The 18,272-nt window shown below is 63.5% G+C and carries 16 protein-coding genes; 5 read left to right on the plus strand and 11 right to left on the minus strand.

Annotated elements, in window-relative coordinates:
* Nucleotides 1–11 precede the first annotated feature (11 nt).
* The 5 genes from RCH14_RS03415 to RCH14_RS03435 form a co-directional block, all read right to left on the minus strand.
* Nucleotides 12–716: a MarC family protein gene (locus RCH14_RS03415; RefSeq protein WP_183557277.1), complete on the minus strand. Its 705-nt coding sequence runs from the start codon at nt 714–716 to the stop codon at nt 12–14.
* Between the two features lie 341 nt (nt 717–1,057).
* Complete coding sequence (locus tag RCH14_RS03420) at nt 1,058–2,446, minus strand: c-type cytochrome (RefSeq protein WP_407070047.1); 1,389 nt, start codon at nt 2,444–2,446, stop codon at nt 1,058–1,060.
* Between the two features lie 12 nt (nt 2,447–2,458).
* Complete coding sequence (locus tag RCH14_RS03425; protein WP_343024747.1) at nt 2,459–4,234, minus strand: GMC family oxidoreductase; 1,776 nt, start codon at nt 4,232–4,234, stop codon at nt 2,459–2,461.
* A gap of 3 nt (nt 4,235–4,237) precedes the next feature.
* A complete protein-coding gene (locus RCH14_RS03430) occupies nt 4,238–4,963 on the minus strand; it encodes a gluconate 2-dehydrogenase subunit 3 family protein (RefSeq protein WP_343024748.1) in 726 nt (241 codons plus the stop codon).
* Between the two features lie 733 nt (nt 4,964–5,696).
* On the minus strand, nt 5,697–7,064 hold the full coding sequence (locus tag RCH14_RS03435) for a hypothetical protein (protein ID WP_343024749.1): 1,368 nt from the start codon (nt 7,062–7,064) through the stop codon (nt 5,697–5,699).
* Nucleotides 7,065–7,259: 195 nt separating this feature from the next.
* Here RCH14_RS03435 and RCH14_RS03440 point away from each other — a divergent pair, with 195 nt between their 5' ends.
* The 4 genes from RCH14_RS03440 to RCH14_RS03455 all read left to right on the plus strand — a co-directional run bounded on the left by RCH14_RS03440 (nt 7,260) and on the right by RCH14_RS03455 (nt 9,790).
* Nucleotides 7,260–8,129 carry an A24 family peptidase gene (locus tag RCH14_RS03440; protein ID WP_343024750.1) on the plus strand — a complete coding sequence of 290 codons (870 nt, stop codon included), beginning with the start codon at nt 7,260–7,262 and terminating at the stop codon, nt 8,127–8,129.
* Nucleotides 8,126–8,731: a dephospho-CoA kinase gene (gene coaE / locus RCH14_RS03445; protein ID WP_343024751.1), complete on the plus strand. Its 606-nt coding sequence runs from the start codon at nt 8,126–8,128 to the stop codon at nt 8,729–8,731. The genes RCH14_RS03440 and coaE overlap by 4 nt, the downstream gene beginning before the upstream one ends.
* A gap of 87 nt (nt 8,732–8,818) precedes the next feature.
* Nucleotides 8,819–9,574 (plus strand): cell division protein ZapD, encoded by a 756-nt coding sequence (zapD, locus tag RCH14_RS03450; protein WP_343024752.1) that lies wholly within the window; start codon nt 8,819–8,821, stop codon nt 9,572–9,574.
* Between the two features lie 12 nt (nt 9,575–9,586).
* Nucleotides 9,587–9,790: a DNA gyrase inhibitor YacG gene (locus RCH14_RS03455; RefSeq protein WP_343024753.1), complete on the plus strand. Its 204-nt coding sequence runs from the start codon at nt 9,587–9,589 to the stop codon at nt 9,788–9,790.
* A 91-nt stretch (nt 9,791–9,881) separates the two neighbouring features.
* Here RCH14_RS03455 and RCH14_RS03460 read toward each other — a convergent pair whose 3' ends face one another.
* The 4 genes from RCH14_RS03460 to secA form a co-directional block, all read right to left on the minus strand.
* On the minus strand, nt 9,882–10,301 hold the full coding sequence (locus RCH14_RS03460) for an NUDIX domain-containing protein (RefSeq protein WP_343024754.1): 420 nt from the start codon (nt 10,299–10,301) through the stop codon (nt 9,882–9,884).
* Nucleotides 10,298–11,185, minus strand: a complete 888-nt coding sequence (locus RCH14_RS03465; protein ID WP_343024755.1) for an ATP-binding protein — start codon at nt 11,183–11,185, stop codon at nt 10,298–10,300. The genes RCH14_RS03460 and RCH14_RS03465 overlap by 4 nt, the downstream gene beginning before the upstream one ends.
* 2 nt (nt 11,186–11,187) lie before the next feature.
* Nucleotides 11,188–12,426 (minus strand): bifunctional glutamate N-acetyltransferase/amino-acid acetyltransferase ArgJ, encoded by a 1,239-nt coding sequence (gene argJ / locus RCH14_RS03470; protein WP_343024756.1) that lies wholly within the window; start codon nt 12,424–12,426, stop codon nt 11,188–11,190.
* 332 nt (nt 12,427–12,758) lie between these two features.
* Nucleotides 12,759–15,545: a preprotein translocase subunit SecA gene (secA, locus tag RCH14_RS03475; protein ID WP_343024757.1), complete on the minus strand. Its 2,787-nt coding sequence runs from the start codon at nt 15,543–15,545 to the stop codon at nt 12,759–12,761.
* 278 nt (nt 15,546–15,823) lie between these two features.
* On the opposite strand from secA, the gene RCH14_RS03480 reads away from it, so the two are divergent.
* Nucleotides 15,824–16,315: a DciA family protein gene (locus tag RCH14_RS03480; RefSeq protein WP_343024758.1), complete on the plus strand. Its 492-nt coding sequence runs from the start codon at nt 15,824–15,826 to the stop codon at nt 16,313–16,315.
* 28 nt (nt 16,316–16,343) lie between these two features.
* Here RCH14_RS03480 and lpxC read toward each other — a convergent pair whose 3' ends face one another.
* A complete protein-coding gene (lpxC, locus tag RCH14_RS03485; RefSeq protein ID WP_343024759.1) occupies nt 16,344–17,279 on the minus strand; it encodes a UDP-3-O-acyl-N-acetylglucosamine deacetylase in 936 nt (311 codons plus the stop codon).
* A 51-nt stretch (nt 17,280–17,330) separates the two neighbouring features.
* Nucleotides 17,331–18,173 carry a DMT family transporter gene (locus tag RCH14_RS03490; protein WP_343025040.1) on the minus strand — a complete coding sequence of 281 codons (843 nt, stop codon included), beginning with the start codon at nt 18,171–18,173 and terminating at the stop codon, nt 17,331–17,333.
* Between the last annotated feature and the right edge of the window lie 99 nt (nt 18,174–18,272).

The following is an 18,272-nucleotide window of genomic DNA, read 5'->3' on the forward strand; positions in this document are numbered from 1 at the left end:
GGACCATAAGGTCAAATTAAAGCAGCAAGATGGGTGGCCACCGGCATCAGCCCGAGCACCAGTTCACGCACCCCGTCCCAGACGATTTGCACGCCCAGACACAACAGGATAAACGCGGTCAGGCGCAGGAAGACGGCGGTGCCGGCTTCGCCGATCAGGCGCAGGAAATGTTCGCCGTAGCGGAACGCGAGGTACAGAAGCACGCCGATAAGGCCCAGCGCAAGCAAGGCGCCGCCCATGCGCGCCAGTGAAAACACGACCTTGACATCATGCAGGGCAACGCCGACCGTGATGGCGACGGCGATCGAGGCCGGGCCGCAGCTGATCGGGAAGGTCAGCGGATAAAAGGCTTGGCGCTGGGCGTGTTCCGGCGTGAAGGTCTCGGCCAGGGACGCCCGGCTGTCCGGCGTGGCAGGTGTCGCCCCGAGCAGGCGCCAGGCAACCGACGCCAGGATCAGGCCGCCGCCAATGCGGACGATGGGCAGCGAGATGCCGAAAAAATCGAGGACGTACGAGCCGATCAGCATCGAACCGGCCATCAGCCAGAACATATTGCGGGCGATACGGCGTGCCAGCAGCGCCCGGATCGTCGGCGATGCGCCTTCGGTCAGGCTCAGGAAAATCGGCGCAGTGGCGGCCGGATTAAGGATTGGCAACATCGTCACCAATACAAACAGGAAGCTCCTGGCAGCAACTAGAACAAGTTCGATCGTCATGGATGGTCCGGCAGCCCCGTCAGGCTGAACTCGGTTGCCAGCGCGTGCAGCCGCTGGCGTGGGGTTTGTTCACGTGCACACCTTCAAGCGAAACACGACGCGTGCCGATGTCGAACCTGCCGTCGTCACGGGGGCTCTCAGTCTCACAGCATAAACTGTACAGGAAGGTCGGGCGGGATGGACACACGCCTGGCGTCGCTCGGTGGTGTGCGAAGGTGCGTTGAACGCGTGGGCGGGAAACCCGCCCACCCTACCCGTGAATAAAAAAGCGGCGCCGCCAGCACCGGGGCACGTGAATGACCCTGTACTGACGGCGCCGCCGTCACGCTACCCTCACACGTTTAGTGCTTGGTATCGCCCTTGTCCATCTCGTGGATGTCGTGGTCCTTCAGTGCCTTGCGCACCTTGGCCACATCGGCTGCACCGACTGGCGCGGCCTTGTTACCCCAGGCATTGCGCACGAAGGTAGTCAGGTGCGCCGTCTCTTCGTCCGACAGACGCCATGCAAAACCCGGCATGCCCAGATCCGATGGCGCCGTCTTCGTCGATGGCAGGCGTGCGCCGGCCAGGATCACGCGAATCAGCGAGCTCGGGTCTTGCTGCAGCACGGTCGGGTTGCCCGGCAGCGCAGGGAACACATTGCCCGACGCCTTGCCGTCGACACGGTGGCAGGCCGAGCAGTTGTCCAGGTATAGCTGGACACCGCGCTGGCTGTCGTCGCCGCTCATGATGGTGTCGACAGTTGCCGTGCTGGCCGTGAAGCTGGCTTTCTTGTTGCCCGTGGCCGGCAGCGTCTTGAGGTAGCCTGCCATCGCGCTCAGGTCGGCATCCGTCATGTTCTGCGTGCTGTGCAGCACGACGTCCTGCATCGGCTCGCCGAGCACGCCGGAATGGCTGTTGCGACCGGTCTTGAGGGTATCGACGATATCCTTCTCGCTCCAGTTGCCCCTGCCGTCGACCTTGTCGCCACGCAGGTTCACCGCGAGCCAGCCGTCGATCAGCGGACCGCCGGCCAGGTACTCCGGACCGGACTCGTCCAGCGCCAGCTCGTTGAGCGTGGTCGCGCGCGGGGTGTGGCAGGTGCCGCAGTGCCCCAGGCTTTGCACGAGGTAGGCGCCGCGCGCGATGCGCTGGTCGGCGTACTTCGACAGATCCATCGGGCCCTGCACCGGCACGAAGGTCTTGCGCCAGATGCCGAGCGGCCAGCGGATCGACAGCGGCCAGCGGATGTCGGCTGCGCGGTTCACGGCGCTTGCCGGCGCCACGCCGTGCATGAAGTAGGCGTACAGCGCGCGCAGGTCGTCGTCGCTCATGCGGGCATACGACGGGAACGGCATCGCCGGATACAGCGTGCCGCCGGTCGGCGTGATGCCGTGGCGGATCGCGCGATCGAAGTCGTCCAGCGTGTAATTGCCGATACCGGTCGCCTGGTCCGGCGTGATGTTCGTCGAGTACAGATTGCCGATCGGCGACTGGATCACGCGCCCACCCGCGAAGGCTTTGCCGGCGGGTGCCGTGTGGCAGGCGATACAGTCCGAGGCGGTGGCGACATAGCGCCCCTTCTCGATCAGGCCGGCATCGGGCTTGGCGCCCGCTGCCAGCTGCGGACCAGGTGCGATCTTGCGCGTCTCGGTCGGTGCGACGGCGTAGCCGTACATGCCGGCAACCACCAGCGCGCCTACGATGCCAAGGGCCAGGAGGACTTTTTTCACAGGTTTTTTCGTCGTCATCTGTTGGTCCTCTTATGCCTGGACCAGTGGGCCTGGGTTCTTGACGTACTGCTCACGGATCGCCTTGGCACACCAGTACGCCAGCGCGCCGACCATGCCGGTAGGGTTGTAGCCATTGTTCTGCGGGAAAGCATTGGCGCCTGGCGCGAACACGTTCGGCACATCCCACGACTGCAGGTACTTGTTCAGGGCCGACGTCTTCGGGTTGTCGCCCATGATGGCGCCGCCGACGGTGTGCGTGCTCTGGTACTGGTTGATGTTGTAGTGGCTGCCCGCCTTTTTCGCATCGCCCTTGATGGCCAATGGATTGAGCACCTGGCACATGTCCTGCGCCTTGCCGACCAGGTATTGCGACGCGATGATTTCGTTCTCGTGCCAGTCGAACGTCATGCGCAGCAGTGGCCGGCCGAAACCATCCTTGTAGTTCGGATCGAGGTCGAGGTAGGCATCGTCGTACGACATGCAGGAGCCCTGCACTTCGAAGTAGAACGAATGGCGCATCGCTTCCTTGGCGCCCTTCTTCCAATCGCTGCCCCAGCCCGGTACACCCGGTGCGGTCGCGATGCCGCGCACCGGTCCGCCGCCCGGCTGGCGCGCCCAGATGATGCCGCCGCCGATGAAGCCGGTCTTGGTCGGATCGTTGCGGTTGCCGTTCAAGTCGTCGAACGTGGCGCCGCCGCCGCCAATGCCCATGAACTGGTTGGCATGCACGGTCTCATCAAAAAACAGCGAGACGCGGTTCAGGTTCTGGTACGAATAGTTCTTGCCGACCGTGCCGGTCTTGGTGACAGGGTCGTAGGCCGGGCCAATGCCCGAAAGCAGCATCAAGTGCACGTTGTAGAGCGAGAACGCGGCCAGGATGACGATGTCCGCCGGCTGCTCGGTCTCGCGGCCCTGGGCATCGAGGTAATTCACGCCGGTGGCCATCTTGCCGTCCGGCGTCAGGTTGACCTTCATCACTTGCGCCATCGTGCGCAGGTCGAACCCCTTGCGGCCACGCAGCACCGGCAGGATGTTCGCGTTCGGGCTCGCCTTCGAGTAGTTCAGGCAGCCATAGTCGGAGCAGAAGCCGCAGAAGTTGCACGGGCCCATCTGGCATCCGTACGGGTTGGTGTAGGTGCCGGAGGCGTTCGAGGCCGGGATCGGGTATGGGTGGTAACCCATCGCGTTGGCGGCCTTGTAGAAGTATTCGGCGCCGAGGTAGTCCGGGTTCGGGCCGAGCGGGAATTCGCGCGAGCGCGTGCCTTCGTACGGATTGCCGCCGGCGACCTGCGCACCATTGATGATGCCGCCCTTGCCCGAGGTGCCGCACACGTACTCGAAGTGATCGAAGTGCGGTTCCAGATCGTCATACGTGATCGGAAAATCCTGGATCGACATGCCGGCCGGCAGGATCTTCTTGCCGTATTTTTGTTCCATGATGCTGCGGATCTTGAAGTCCTCTGGCAGCGCGCGGAAGTGACAGCCCGACCAGTGCGAACCGGCGCCGCCGACGCCCGTGCCCGGCTTGAACGAGCCCATGCGGCGCATCGGCACGGCCGACGTGGTGCCATTGTGGCGGATGGCGATGGTCTCTTGCGCCAGCGACTGCAGGTACTTGCGGTGCACCGAGCCTTCGAGCTCGTCGATCACACGCGGATAGGCGAAGTCGGGCTGCGTGTCGCGGTCAGGACCGCGCTCGAGCACGACGACGTTCATGCCGGCGTCCGTCAATTCCTTGGCCATGATGGCGCCAACCCAGCCCATGCCAACGATCACCGCATCTGTTTTTGGTTTTACGATTGACATGCTTTATCCCCTCCGTCCCGCCAGATCGACCGGTCCGAGCGGATACGGTTTGTCGCGAATCTTGACCCACTCGAGATAATCGCCCCGCATGCCGGGGTAGCCGATCATCTTCCATGCGCCCATATTCTTGTTGCCGCCGTGGCTCGGGTCGGCAAAGTAGCCTGCGCGCACTTCGGCGAGGAAATCAGCAAAGAACAGCTTCGACGAGATGTCGGCCAGCTTGATCTTGCCTTCTTCGAGATCCTTCAGCACCGCCTCCTGCATGCGCAGGTCGAGGTCGGCAAACGCCTTGCCCGAGAAGCTGCTGGCGCAGTGCGCATCGACAGCCTTGATGCCCACGCGGATGATGTCCTTGAGCGCCAGCTTGCCCTGGTAGCCGAATTCGGACGACGCTTCGAGAAATGGCCCCTGCATATACCAAATGGCGCCGGCGGCGTATGGTGTCTGCATATGGCGGTCAAGAAATTCCGGCACGCCCAGTTCAACGGCGCCAGGGCCATGCTGGTCATGCGGAATCAGGCGATCGACGGCAGCGATGACGAATTTCCATTCGGTCGCGGTGAAGAATTTTGGGGTGTAGGCGTCGGGCTTGCCTTCGGCCGGCGCTGCGGCCGTCGCGTTGGGCAGGTTCTGGTGAAGCGCCGCTGCAGCGCCCGCACCCATCGGCACGAAGACCAGGGTCTTGATGAGCGTGCGGCGCCGGGAAGGAGATTGCTGGTCATCGGACATAATGTCTTTTTGCTCCGTATTGATGTTGGATATATATGCATCAGGCATCTGGCATGATAACCATGCTGACCTTGATACGCCATTGAAAATCCCGGCACCGGTATTGGCAATACCCATTATGAGTCGCCGATTGGCGCCGGTTTTTGATGATCCCGCCGCAGTTAATTTCCGTATTGGGAAATTAACGCCGAGCTTTCCCCATATTTACAATTGAAACATTCGAATATTCAGAAAATTCAATGATTATAATAAACTGGATGGATTGCACCCACTGTGCGGGTGCTGCGCTGCACATGTGATTCAGGTCTCGATGCAAGCAGCCTCGTCGTCAATACAAATGTTTCTTGATGAGGGGAGTCTGGGCATAGCGCGGTGAGACGAGCCATCGCAATGAACACCGTGAACACGCTTGGGAGAGGCGCAGAGACATGCGATAGCTGGGTGGGGGCGAAAACCTTCACATGTTGCATTAATGAAACAGTGTTACAGCGGTATTCACGACCTGCAATTGCCATCACATCCGAAAAAAAGCCCGGTTAATATCGAAACAATAATATTTCGATATTTTCTCGGCAGTGATAGATGGTTGATCCGTAATGACAAAACCATGCGCATTTCTAATCATCCCATCACGTTATATGATGAAAACACTATAAATGACCAACCCGGATTCATTCCGGCCTTGCATGCTGATGGTAATCGGCAGTACCGCTGCCAATTGATATTGGCGCCTTTACGGCAATTGTGTACGTATTGCTTGCCACGCCCAGGCCAATAATGCACGCAGCAACGCGCCATTTGACGTCGATGGCCGTTGCCGTTCCAGCACGCGTCGGCATAAACGCTGAGGCAAGAAAAAACGCCCGAACCTCGCCACGCCGCGCGCATGCATGCTGCGCAAACAGCCGCCCGCAACCGTTGTGTCGAATCCGTCTTCGGCGCCCAGCAGGTAGAGCGCCGTCCCCGAGCACATCGCGATATCGGCCGGTGCATCGCGCGCCAGCGGCCGCAGGCCGTGCCGGTAGGACAGCACGATCGTCCGGCGCAGATCGGGCAACGCGAGACGCAGCGGGCGCACGACGCCGAGCCATTCCAGCCAGCGCGGCAGGCCATGCAACTGCATGCCGGCGCGGTCGAGGTAACTCGCGAACGCCTCTTTGAGCGCGGCCAGCGTGGCCTGGGGCGGGCGTGGCAGCGGCGCGGGCTGCTCGCGCCAGCGCGTCATCCAGTAGGCCAGCGCAGTGTCGTGCTGCGCGCGCAAGGTGGCCGGCGTCACCGATGTCAGATCGAACTGCGCGCCGGGCGCCATGAACCGGATGACGCCATGCAACCCGGCCAGCCCTGGTGCCTCGAGCACGTCCAGCGGCGTGCTGCGGCCGTGATTGCGCCACGCGTTGTCGATGCGGCTGAACTGCGCGAACGAGGCAACCGGCACGACCAGCCGTGGCCGGAAGGCTTCAGCCTGGCATGCCATGCGCGCGATGCCGCGTTTGGCCAAGGCGTCGCTCCCGGTGGCATCGTCTGGATTGTCATGCCAGGCCAGGTCGGCAAAGCTGGTCAGCAGCAGATCGACACGGACCTGCGCCATGCGCAGTTGCGCGGCGGCGCGACGGCATGCCGCGGCGGTGGCCAGCACCCGTTCGCCCAGGTGCAGCAGCGTGTATCGGCCGCAGGCGATCAGGCAATACGACTCGCACTCGCCATCGGCATGGGCCGTCAGGTGCAGGCCGGGGGCCAGCGCGCGCGGCGCGCCAGCGGGGCATTCGGCGACGGCCAGCCGGTAACGCCGCAGTTCGTGGGCCAGGCGCCAGTCGCCCTCGCGGCAGAGAAAGGTGGCGATGCCGCGAAACTCGGCGCGAAAACGCTGTATGAACAGGCGCGACAGGTGATCGGGCCGGCTACTGGAACACCAGATAAACACCGGCAAGCCGCTGGCATGGAGTGCAGCGATCAGGCCCGCGCTGCCGGTAGTGCCGTCGAGCAGGCGGCAGGCGTCGTTGTGCACGGTGCCTTCAAGCCACGGGTCAACCAGCAACAGCGCACTATCGGTGCGCAGCAACCAGCTGGCGTGGTTCAGGAATGTGAAGGTCGGGCTTGGCATGGGCGTGGTGGAACAGAGCGTCGATAGATCGAGTCTGGCGCGCGGCAGCGCACCACGCGTGAGGCGTCGCAATCGTGCGCGGGGACCGGCAAAGCGCTTCGCCAAACGGGGGAAACGCCCTACAATAAGGTTGTTGTAGAGAATCTACCGTGCAGCTTGCCCGTACTGCACGCCACCCGACCCGAAACGACCGACATGCCCCTGGAATTCCTTTTGTTTGCGCTTCCTGCGCAGCTCGCACCCACGCTGGTAGCGGCCCTGCTGGGCTTGTTGGTCGGCAGCTTCCTGAACGTCGTCATCTACCGCATCCCGAAGATGATGCAGCGCGAGTCCGACAACTATGTTGCGCAAGAAAGCGGCCAGCCGCCACCGCACACGGACCGCTTCAACCTGACGGTGCCCCGCTCCGCCTGCCCGTGCTGCGGGCACCGGATCACGGCGATGGAAAACATCCCGGTCATCAGCTACCTGGTCCTCGGCGGCAAGTGCCGCAAGTGCAAGACGCCGATCTCGCCGCGCTATCCGGCCGTCGAACTGTTCACCGCCATCGTCTCTGGCCTGCTGGTCTGGACCTTCGGCAGCGGCGCGATGGGCATGGCCAGCCTGGTCTTCGCGTGGCTCCTGATCGCGATGACCTTCATCGACTTCGACACCCAGCTGCTGCCGGACGACCTGACCTATCCGCTGCTGTGGGCGGGCCTGCTCATCAACCTGCATGGCACCTTCGTGCCGCTGCAGGACGCCGTCATCGGCGCCGCCGCCGGCTACCTCGTGCTGTGGTCGGTGTACTGGCTGTTCAAGCTCACTACCGGCAAGGAGGGCATGGGCTATGGCGACTTCAAGCTGCTCGCCGGCCTGGGCGCATGGCTGGGCTGGACCGCGCTGCCGACGATCATCCTGCTGTCGTCGGTGGTCGGCGCGCTCGTGGGCATCAGCCTGATCGTGTTCGCCAAGCGCGCACGCGACAAGGCGATCCCGTTCGGCCCTTACCTGGCGGCGGCGGGCCTGCTGACGATGCTGTATGGCGCGCAGCTGGGCGGCTTCACGGCGGGCCTGCTGGGATGAGCCCGACGTTTTCAGTGGGGCTGACCGGTGGCATCGGGTGCGGCAAGAGTACGGTGGCCGATCTGTTTGCCGCGCTGGGCGCGACGATCGTCGACACCGACGTCATCGCCCATGCCTTGACCGCGCCGCAGGGCGCGGCGATGCCGGCCATCGTGGCCGAATTCGGGCCCGACTTCGCGCAGCCGGACGGCGCGCTTGACCGCGCGCGCATGCGCACCCTCGTGTTTTCGGATGCCAGCGCCCGCGTGCGGCTCGAAGCCATCCTGCATCCGCGCATCCGCGCCGCAACCAAGGCGGCCGGCCAGGCGGCCACGGGCGCCTATGTCATCTATGTCGTGCCGCTGCTGATCGAATCGGGTAGCTGGCGCGAACGCGTCACGCGCGTGCTGGCCATCGATTGCAGCGAAGACACGCAGGTGGCGCGCGTCATGCAGCGCAGCCGGCTCTCCGCCGACGAAGTGCGCGCGATCATGGCAACCCAGGTCACGCGCGCCCGGCGCCTGGCCGAGGCCGACGACGTCGTCGACAATGATGCCGGCCTGGACGCCCTGCAAAAGCAGGTGCAGGCATTGCATGAACAGTATCTCGCGTTAAGTGTGTAACAAGAGTGATGCAGTGTTTGTAATTTCGGGCCGCATGGTTCAGAATCACGCAGTTGCCTTCCCGCCTACATTCAGAGGAATGTCATTTTGATCGTCTACGAATATCCTTTCAACGAGCGGATTCGCACGTTGTTGCGGCTGGAAGACCTGTACGAGAAATTCAAGTTCTTCGTGCATCAGGAACACCCGATGCAGCACCATGTCGCGCTCGCGACGATCTTCGACATGCTGGAAGTGGCCGGCCGCGCCGACCTCAAATCCGACCTGCTGCAGGAACTCGAACGCCAGAAGCAGTCGTTGCTGGCCTACCGCAGCAATCCGGCCGTCATGGCCGAAACCCTCGACGCCGTGCTGGCCGAACTCGATGCGGCCAGCAGCGCCCTGGTCGCAAGCCAGGGCAAGACCGGGCAGAACGTGCGCGAGAACGAATGGCTCATGAGCATTCGCGGCCGCACCATCATCCCGGGCGGCGCCTGCGAATTCGATCTGCCGTCGTACTTCGCCTGGCAAAAGCGTCCGTTCGAGAAGCGCTTCGAGGACGTCATGGGCTGGTTCGGCCCGCTCTCGCCGCTGCTCGAGGCGCTGTCGCTGGTCCTGCGCCTGCTGCGTAATTCAGGCGCATCGGTCAAGATGTTCGCCGCCGCCGGCAGCTACCAGCAGATGTTGCAGGGTAAAATCTACCAGATGCTGCGCCTGACGCTCGATGAGACGACTGGCGCGATCCCCGAGATTTCGGCCAACAAGTACATGCTGTGGGTGCGCTTTACCAGCCAGGAGGGCGACTGCAAGCCCAAGCCGCTCGAAATCGATGTGCCGTTCGACCTGACGCTGTGTAATTTTTAGACTGACCGTACGATGACCGTTGTCTCCTGCCCTACCTGCAACAAGAAAGTCGAATGGACCGAGGCGAACAAGTATCGCCCGTTCTGCTCCGAGCGCTGCAAGCAAATCGACCTGGGCGCCTGGGCCGAAGAAAAATTCGTCATCCCAGGCGCCGTGCCGGCCGACCCGCTCGACCCGTTTGACGAACCGCCACCGCCACAGCCACCACAGCGCTGACAGGCGCCCGGCGCCGCATTCCACCGACACGCGCCTGGCGCTGTGGGCAATTCGCCCATCCAGCGTTGGACGGATCTTGATGCGGTGAACGTTAGGTGACAGAATCCGCAAAACGGACGCGGTCGAGCCATTCGAGCAGGGGAATCGTCGCCGGCAGCAGCGGACTGACGCCATACGCACCCTGCCAGGCAAAGGCCTGCCCTTCCAGGCTTTGCGGCTCGCCAGTCCACTCGCGGCAGATGTAGAAATACAGGCGCACGTGGGCGTGCTCGTAGACGTGTTCAACGCAGCACCAGGCCTCCCCGCTTACGACCTGCACCCCGAGTTCTTCCATGAACTCGCGCTGCAGCGCCGCGAAGATGTCTTCGCCCGCTTCGACTTTCCCGCCCGGGAATTCCCAGTAGCCGGCGTATGGCTTGCCGTCCGGGCGCTGGCCGAGCAGCACGTCGCCATTCGGGCGCATCAGCACGCCGACGGCGACATCGACGGGTTTAATGTTCACGTCACTCATGCGGCTTGATCCGGCAGCTTGCCCGCATAGTCTTTCGCGAACTGCCAGGCCACGCGCCCCGAACGCGAGCCGCGCTGCAAGGCCCACTGCAGCGCTTCGGGCCGCGCCGCCGCGATCTGCTCCGGCGTGCAGCCGAAGCTGGCCAGCCAGTGGCCGACGATGCCAAGGTAGTCGTCCTGGCGGAATGGGTAGAAGGATAGCCACACACCAAAACGCTCGGACAGCGAGATTTTCTCTTCGACCGTCTCGCCCGGATGCAGGTCGCCATCGGCGCCATGCTGGTAGCTGGCGTTGTCCGACATTTTCTCGGGCATCAGGTGGCGCCGGTTCGACGTCGCGTAGATCAGCACATTGTCGGACTGCGCCGAGATGCTGCCATCGAGCGCGACTTTGAGCGCCTTGTAGCCAGCCTCGCCTTCTTCGAACGACAGATCGTCGCAAAAGATCACGAAGCGCTCGGGCCGGCCCGCGACCAGATCGACAATGTCGGGCAAGTCGGCCAGATCGGCCTTGTCGACTTCGATCAGGCGCAGGCCCTGGTCGGCGTAGCCGTTCAGGCACGCCTTGATCAGCGACGATTTGCCGGTGCCGCGCGCGCCGGTCAGCAGCACGTTGTTGGCCGGGCGGCGCGCGACAAACTGGCGCGTGTTCTGCTCGATCTGGCGCTTTTGCGCGGCCACGTGGTGCAGGTCGTCCAGGTTGATGGTGGAGGCGTGCAGTACCGGCTGCAGGTAGTTGCCGGCACCGCCCGCACGACGACGCCAGCGGAAGGCCGTGCTGCGCTTCCAGTCCGGTTCACGGGCATGCGCGGCCGGCAGCACGGCCTCGAGGCGCTCGAGCAGCCCTTCGGCGCGGCGCAGGAACTGGTCCAGTGGCGACGTCAAGATCAGGACCGGTAATCGGCGTTGATCGAGACGTAGTCGTGCGACAGGTCGCAGGTCCAGACCGTGGCCGTGGCGTCGCCACGCGCGAGCTTGACGCGCACCGTGATCTCGGACTGCTTCATGATGCGCTGGCCGTCTTCTTCCTTGTAGTCGGGATTGCGCCCGCCCGCCTTGGCGACCCAGACGTCGTCCAGGTACAGGTCGAGCTTCGTCACATCCAGGTCGTCCACGCCGGCATAACCGACGGCGGCCAGGATGCGGCCCAGGTTCGGGTCGGATGCGAAGAACGCAGTCTTGACCAACGGCGAATGCGCGATCGCATACGCGATCTTGCGGCACTCTGCGACGTCGGCGCCTTCGTCGACCGTGATCGTCATGAACTTGGTAGCGCCCTCGCCATCGCGGATGATCTGCTGCGCCAGGTTGCGCGAGATGTCGGTGACCGCGTCCTTGAGAGCTTCGTAATCCGCGCCTTCGGCCTTGTCGATCACGAGCGAACCGGCGCCAGTGGCGACGATGATGAACGAGTCATTGGTCGACGTGTCGCCATCGATCGTGATCGCATTGAACGAGTGGTCGGCTGCATGCTTGACCAGTTCATCGAGCACCGGCTGCGCGACCTTGGCGTCGAACGCCAGGTAGCCCAGCATCGTGGCCATGTTTGGCTTGATCATGCCGGCGCCCTTGCTGATGCCGCTCATCGTGACGGTATGCCCGCCGATGGTGACGGTGCGCGACGCGGCCTTCGGCTGCGTGTCGGTGGTCATGATCGCCTCGGCGGCGTTGTACCAGTTGTCCTCCTTCAGGTTCGACACCGCAGCCGGCAGGCCGGCGACGACTTTCTGCAACGGCAGCTGCTCCAGGATCACGCCGGTCGAAAACGGCAGCACCTGGCCCGGCTCGATGTCCAGCAGCTTGGCCAGCTCGGCGCAGGTGGCCTGCGCGTTGGCCAGGCCTTCTTCGCCCGTGCCGGCGTTGGCGTTACCAGTATTGACCACCAGCGCGCGAATCGGCGCGCCGCCATGCTTCACAGCAGCCAGATTGGCCTTGCTGACCTGCACCGGCGCAGCGCAGAAGCGATTCAGCGTGAACACGCCAGCGACAGTGGCGCCTTCGGCCAGACGCATGACGAGGATGTCCTTGCGGTTGGGCTTCTTGATGCCGGCTTCGGCAAAGCCGATCTCGATGCCGTTGACGGGTTTCAGGTCGGCTGCGACAGGCAGGGGGGAATTGACGGCCATGGTGATCTCGTTGGAAAAATTGCGAATCTCTTATTGTAACGGCACGATCCTCCGGTACGAAATTGCGGGCCAAAATAAACCGGCCGCGCTCCCCTCCGTTTTTTCTTGATGCGTAGCGTGGACGGGTCTTCCCGTCCACGCGGTGATGGTTGGCAGCCGGGTCATCCGGCAGTAAAACGAAGGGCCTTCTCGTGGTATCGACCGGTAACGATCACCGCGTGGACGGCATAGCCGTCCACCCTACGCCCGCCAGACCGCCAGAATATCAGCGCCCACAATAAAAAACGGCCGGGTTTCCCCGGCCGCCTCTACCTGCTACCTGCCTGCTGCGCTTACGCCAGCTTGCCGTGGCACTGCTTGAACTTCTTGCCGCTGCCGCAAGGGCATGGGTCGTTGCGGCCGACCTTCACGCCCATATAGCTGCTGTGGTCTTCGGCCGAGACCGCGTCGCCTTCGCCGCCCTTGTTCGGGTTCGGATTGAACAGCTCTTCCGGCGCTGCCGACGGGTTGTAGTCGGCGTGCTGGTAGTTGACGTTCTCGAGCTGGGCCGCTTGCGCTGCCATTGCTGCTTCGGCCGCTTCGACTTCTTCGCGCGACTGGATGTGGACCGTCATGACGGTGCGAATCACTTCGTTCTTGATCAGGTCCAGCATGTTCGAGAACAGTTCGAACGCTTCGCGCTTGTATTCCTGCTTCGGGTTCTTCTGTGCATAGCCGCGCAGGTGGATACCCTGGCGCAGGTGGTCCAGCGCCGCGAGGTGTTCGCGCCAGTGGGTGTCCACGCTTTGCAGCATGACATTGCGCTCGAAGCCGCCGAACGATTCGCGGCCCACGACGCCGACCTTGCCGGTGTACGACGCTTCGGCCGCAACCAGCACGCGCTCGAGCAGTTCGTCGTCGTTCAGGTTTGGCTCGTCCTGCAGCATCTGCTGCAGCGGCACGTTCAGGCTCCACTCGCCCGCCAGCGTCGTTTCCAGCGCCTTGACGTCCCACTGTTCTTCGACCGATTCGGCCGGCACATGGATGCGCACCTGGTCGGTGAACACGCCCACGCGCAGCGAATTGATCATCTCGCTGATGTCGGTCGCTTCGAGCAGTTCGTTACGCTGGGTATAGATCACCTTGCGCTGGTCGTTGGCGACGTCATCGTACTCGAGCAATTGCTTGCGCACGTCAAAGTTGCGCGCCTCGACCTTGCGCTGGGCCGACTCGATCGAGCGCGAGACGATGCCTGCTTCGATCGGTTCGCCTTCCGGCATTTTCAGGCGGTCCATGATCGCGCGCACGCGGTCACCCGCGAAGATGCGCAGCAGCGCGTCGTCCAGGCACAGGTAGAAGCGGGACGAACCCGGATCGCCCTGACGGCCGGAGCGGCCGCGCAGCTGGTTATCGACGCGGCGCGATTCGTGGCGCTCGGTGCCGATGATGTGCAGGCCGCCGGCATTGACCACGTGGTCGTGCAGCGATTGCCATTCGTCGCGCAGCGTCTGCGACTGGGTCGCTTTCTGTTCCGGGCTCAAGTTGCCGTCGGCTTCGATGAGCTGGATCTGCTTGCCCATATTGCCGCCCAAAACGATGTCGGTACCACGGCCGGCCATATTGGTGGCGATGGTGATCATCTTGGGCCGACCCGCCTGCGCCACGATCTCCGCTTCGCGTGCGTGCTGCTTCGCGTTCAGGACGTTGTGCGGCAGGTTGGCCTTGGTCAGGATGCCTGACAGCAGCTCGGAGTTCTCGATCGAGGTGGTACCCACCAGGACCGGCTGGCCGCGCTCGTAGCAGTCGCGGATGTCCATGACCATCGCGTTGTACTTCTCGTCGGACGTCTTGTAGACCTGATCCTGGCGGTCCTTGCGCTGCGACAGCCGGTTCGGCGGGACGACAACGGTTTCGAGGCCGTAGATTTCCTGGAATTCGAAGGCTTCGGTATCGGCCGTACCGGTCATGCCGGCCAGCTTGCCGTACATGCGGAAGTAGTTCTGGAACGTGATCGAGGCCAGCGTCTGGTTCTCGTTCTGGATGCGCACGCCCTCTTTCGCTTCGACGGCCTGGTGCAGGCCGTCCGACCAGCGGCGGCCCGTCATCAGGCGGCCGGTGAATTCGTCGACGATCACGACTTCGTTGTTCTGCACCACGTAGTGCTGGTCCTTGTGGTACAGGACGTGGGCGCGCAGCGCCGCGTACAGGTGGTGGATCAGCGTGATGTTGCCGGCGTCGTACAGCGACGCGCCTTCAGGCAGCAGGCCCATCTCGGTCAGGATCGCTTCGGCGTGCTCGTGGCCCGATTCGGTCAGCAGCACGGTGTGCGCTTTCTCGTCCTTCAGGTAGTCGCCCGGGACTTCGATCTTGCCCTTGCCGTCCGGGGTTTCTTCGCCGATTTGCTGGACCAGCTGCGGCGGCACCGCGTTCAGGCGGATGTACAGGTCAGTGTGGTTCTCGGCCTGGCCCGAGATGATGAGCGGCGTGCGCGCTTCATCGATCAGGATCGAGTCGACTTCATCGACCACCGAGAAATTCAGGCCGCGCTGGACGCGCTCGCGCAGGTCGTAGACCATATTGTCGCGCAGGTAGTCGAAGCCGAATTCGTTGTTGGTGCCGTACGTGATGTCCGAGCTGTAGGCTTTTTGTTTGCTGTCGTGGTCGAGCTGCGACAGGTTGACACCGGTCGTGAGGCCTAGCCAGCCGTACAGTTCGCCCATCTGGTCGGCATCGCGCTGTGCCAGGTAATCGTTGACGGTAATGACGTGCACGCCCTTGCCCGACAAGCCGTTCAGGTAGACCGGCAGCGTGGCCATCAGGGTCTTGCCCTCGCCCGTGCCCATCTCCGCGATCTTGCCCTGATGCAGGACCATGCCGCCGATCAGCTGGACGTCGAAGTGGCGCATCTTCATCACGCGCTTGGCCGCTTCGCGGCAGACGGCAAACGCTTCCGGCAGGATCTCGTCGAGCGTCGTGCCCTTGGCCAGCCGGTCCTTGAATTCAGGCGTCTTGGCTTGCAGTTCCGCGTCCGAGAGCTGCTCCATCTGTGGCTCGAGCGCGTTGATGACACGCACGGTCTTTTGATATTGCTTGAGCAGTCGCTGGTTGCGACTGCCGAAAATCTGGGTCAGGAATGACATGCTTGGTTTCTAGTATTAAATACGCCGCAATAGACGCCAATGAGGGAGCCAAGATGAGATCGAAGATTTCACCAAAGACCGCGTTAGGCAAATAACCACTGATTTTATCATGCGATTCGGCCACACTTGGGGATCGTGGGCAGGATAACAAGTCCCGCAAGGACAGAAACGTTATCAGACTGCCTCGTGCGCCGTGCAAAATCCCACCCTGCATTGTCCGGGGCCCGGCGCCGTGCCGGGGTTTCCCCATCTGCGGCGCGCTGTGGTATGTTCCGAGCATGCAGCAACCTCCCCCAAAGCGCCCGGTCCATATCTTCGGCACCAAGAACCGGCAGACCTCGCACGCCGCCACCGACTTCCTGCGCTCGAACGACCGCCTGGCCAGCCTGATGCCGGCCATCACGCGCATGGCGCGCCTGCAGGCCGATTGCGCTGCAGCGCTGCCGGCCGTGTTTCACAACTGCGATGTGCTGTCGTTCCAGGAAGGGGTGTTGATTCTCGCCGTACCCAGCTCGGCGCTGGCGGCGCGGCTCAAGCAGATGCTGCCCAAGCTGCAGAGCACGCTGATCGGGCGCGGCTGGCAGGTGGAGTCCACCCGCATCAAGGTGCAGGTCACGCGCGCGCTGCCCGACAAACCCGAGATGCGCACGCTGGAACTGCCACCGACGGCAGTGCGCGCGTTCGAGGAACTGGCCGCATCGCTGCCGGACGACAAGCACAACCGCGACCTGGTGGCCGCGCTCAGGGCGCTGGCGGCAAAGAGAAAATAAGAGCAAACAAGCGCAGGCAGAGCCAGGATCAGCTCTGCGCCCACTCCCGCGTCATCTGCTTGACGTACGACGGCGGCGCGGCATCGAGCGCATCGAAGCTGACGATCTCGTACGAATCGGGCTGGGCCAGCAAGGCGCGCAGCAGGTCGTTGTTGAGGGCATGGCCCGATTTATGGGCCGTGTAGCTGGCCAGCAGCGGATGGCCGACCAGGTACAGGTCGCCGATCGCGTCGAGGATCTTGTGGCGCACGAATTCATCCTCGTAGCGCAGGCCGTCGGCATTGAGGATCCGGTATTCGTCCATCACGATCGCGTTCTCGAACGAGCCGCCGCGCGCCAGGCCCATGCCGCGCAGGCTTTCGACGTCCTGCATGAAGCCGAAGGTGCGCGCACGCGCCACGTCGCGCACATAGGTGATGTCGCCGAAGTCCACGCTTGCGCGCTGCATCGTGCCATCGACCGCCGGGTGATTGAATTCGATGAAGAAGTCGAGCTTGTAGCCGTTGTGCGGCGACAGGCGCGCCCACTTTTCGGCCGCGCCGCTGCCCTGGCGCACTTCGACGTCTTTCAGCACGCGGATGAATTTGCGGGCCGACGGCTGCTCTTGCACGCCGGCCTGCTGCAGCAGGAACACGAACGACGATGCCGAACCGTCCATGATCGGGATTTCCTCGGCCGTCACGTCGATGACGAGGTTGTCGATGCCCAGGCCGGCGCAGGCCGACATCACGTGTTCGACGGTCGAGACGCGCGCATCGTCCTTGATCAGGACCGACGCCATGCGCGTGTCGCCCACGACGTGCGCGGAGCTGGGAATCGACACGATCGGGTCGAGGTCGACCCGGCGAAACACGATGCCCGTATCCGGACCGGCCGGGCGCAGCGTGAGTTCGACCTTGCGGCCCGAGTGCAGCCCGACGCCGGTGGCGCGGACGAGTTCCTTGATGGTTCGTTGTTTCAGCATGGATCGATTATAGCCCAGCGTCTCTGGCCCTGCTGCGGCCGCCCCTGCTTGTCAAGGATGCTCGGCTTCCACGTGCTCTTTCTCGTGGCGGATCAGATACAGGCCGCTGCCGATGATGATTGCCGCACCCAGCAAGGTGTAGCTGTCGGGCAGCGCGCGCCACAGCAGCCAGTCGAGGCCCACGCCCCAGGCCAGCGCCGAGTATTCGAACGGCGCCACGCTCGACGCTTCGCCGTGCGAAAACGCCTCGGTGATCGCCAGCTGGCCGATGAAGCCCGATACCGCCAGCCCGCACAGCAGGGGGATTTCAGCGGCCGGCATCGGCACCCAGTCGGGCGCGGCCAGGGCGCCCGCGCCGATGGCGATCAGCACGATCAGCCAGAACACCGTGTGCTCGCTGCGGTCAGTCCTTGACAGCACACGCACCGTGATCGCCGAGACGGCATAGCAGGCGGCCGACCCCAGCACCGCCAGGCCACCCACCGTCAGGAAGCCCGCGCCGCTGGGACGCAGCACGACCAATACGCCGACCAGCCCCACGCCGATGGCGAGCCAGCGCGCCAGGTCGACGCGTTCGCGCAGCAGCAGCACCGACAAGGCCGTGATCAGGGCTGGCGCAATGAAGAAGATCGAATAGGCTTCGGCCAGGGACAGCTTTTGCAGGCCGAACGCAAACAGCGCCAGCATCAGGATGCCCAGTCCACCGCGCAACAGGTGCATCGGCCAGCGCACCTGCAAAATGCCGGCAAACGCGCCGCGCCAGGCCACGTACAGGGCAATCAGCGGCAGCGAACAGATGGCGCGCAGCGCCGCGACCTGCAGCGCCGGATAGCGCGCCGACAGCAGCTTCATGGTCGTGTCCATCAAGGCGAACATGAAGACGGCAAGCAGCATCGCGTAGATGCTGTACAGGTTTCCTGATGGGCGCTTCACGGTAAGGTTTCCTGGTTGGCGGTAAAAAAAACGGCGCCGTGGCGCCGATGTCGTTCAGTC

This window comes from Massilia sp. MP_M2 (genome assembly GCF_039123635.1).
Taxonomy (GTDB): domain Bacteria; phylum Pseudomonadota; class Gammaproteobacteria; order Burkholderiales; family Burkholderiaceae_D; genus Telluria.

Coding starts and splice junctions, on each gene's coding strand:
- RCH14_RS03460 (WP_343024754.1), bottom strand. CDS start 10,301: ATGAGTGACGTGAACATTAAACCCGTCGATGTCGCCGTCGGCGTGCTG.
- RCH14_RS03415 (WP_183557277.1), bottom strand. CDS start 716: ATGACGATCGAACTTGTTCTAGTTGCTGCCAGGAGCTTCCTGTTTGTA.
- RCH14_RS03455 (WP_343024753.1), top strand. CDS start 9,587: ATGACCGTTGTCTCCTGCCCTACCTGCAACAAGAAAGTCGAATGGACC.
- RCH14_RS03425 (WP_343024747.1), bottom strand. CDS start 4,234: ATGTCAATCGTAAAACCAAAAACAGATGCGGTGATCGTTGGCATGGGC.
- RCH14_RS03480 (WP_343024758.1), top strand. CDS start 15,824: ATGCAGCAACCTCCCCCAAAGCGCCCGGTCCATATCTTCGGCACCAAG.
- RCH14_RS03490 (WP_343025040.1), bottom strand. CDS start 18,173: ATGCTGCTTGCCGTCTTCATGTTCGCCTTGATGGACACGACCATGAAG.
- RCH14_RS03440 (WP_343024750.1), top strand. CDS start 7,260: ATGCCCCTGGAATTCCTTTTGTTTGCGCTTCCTGCGCAGCTCGCACCC.
- lpxC (WP_343024759.1), bottom strand. CDS start 17,279: ATGCTGAAACAACGAACCATCAAGGAACTCGTCCGCGCCACCGGCGTC.
- RCH14_RS03420 (WP_407070047.1), bottom strand. CDS start 2,446: ATGACGACGAAAAAACCTGTGAAAAAAGTCCTCCTGGCCCTTGGCATC.
- RCH14_RS03430 (WP_343024748.1), bottom strand. CDS start 4,963: ATGTCCGATGACCAGCAATCTCCTTCCCGGCGCCGCACGCTCATCAAG.
- argJ (WP_343024756.1), bottom strand. CDS start 12,426: ATGGCCGTCAATTCCCCCCTGCCTGTCGCAGCCGACCTGAAACCCGTC.
- RCH14_RS03435 (WP_343024749.1), bottom strand. CDS start 7,064: ATGCCAAGCCCGACCTTCACATTCCTGAACCACGCCAGCTGGTTGCTG.
- secA (WP_343024757.1), bottom strand. CDS start 15,545: ATGTCATTCCTGACCCAGATTTTCGGCAGTCGCAACCAGCGACTGCTC.
- coaE (WP_343024751.1), top strand. CDS start 8,126: ATGAGCCCGACGTTTTCAGTGGGGCTGACCGGTGGCATCGGGTGCGGC.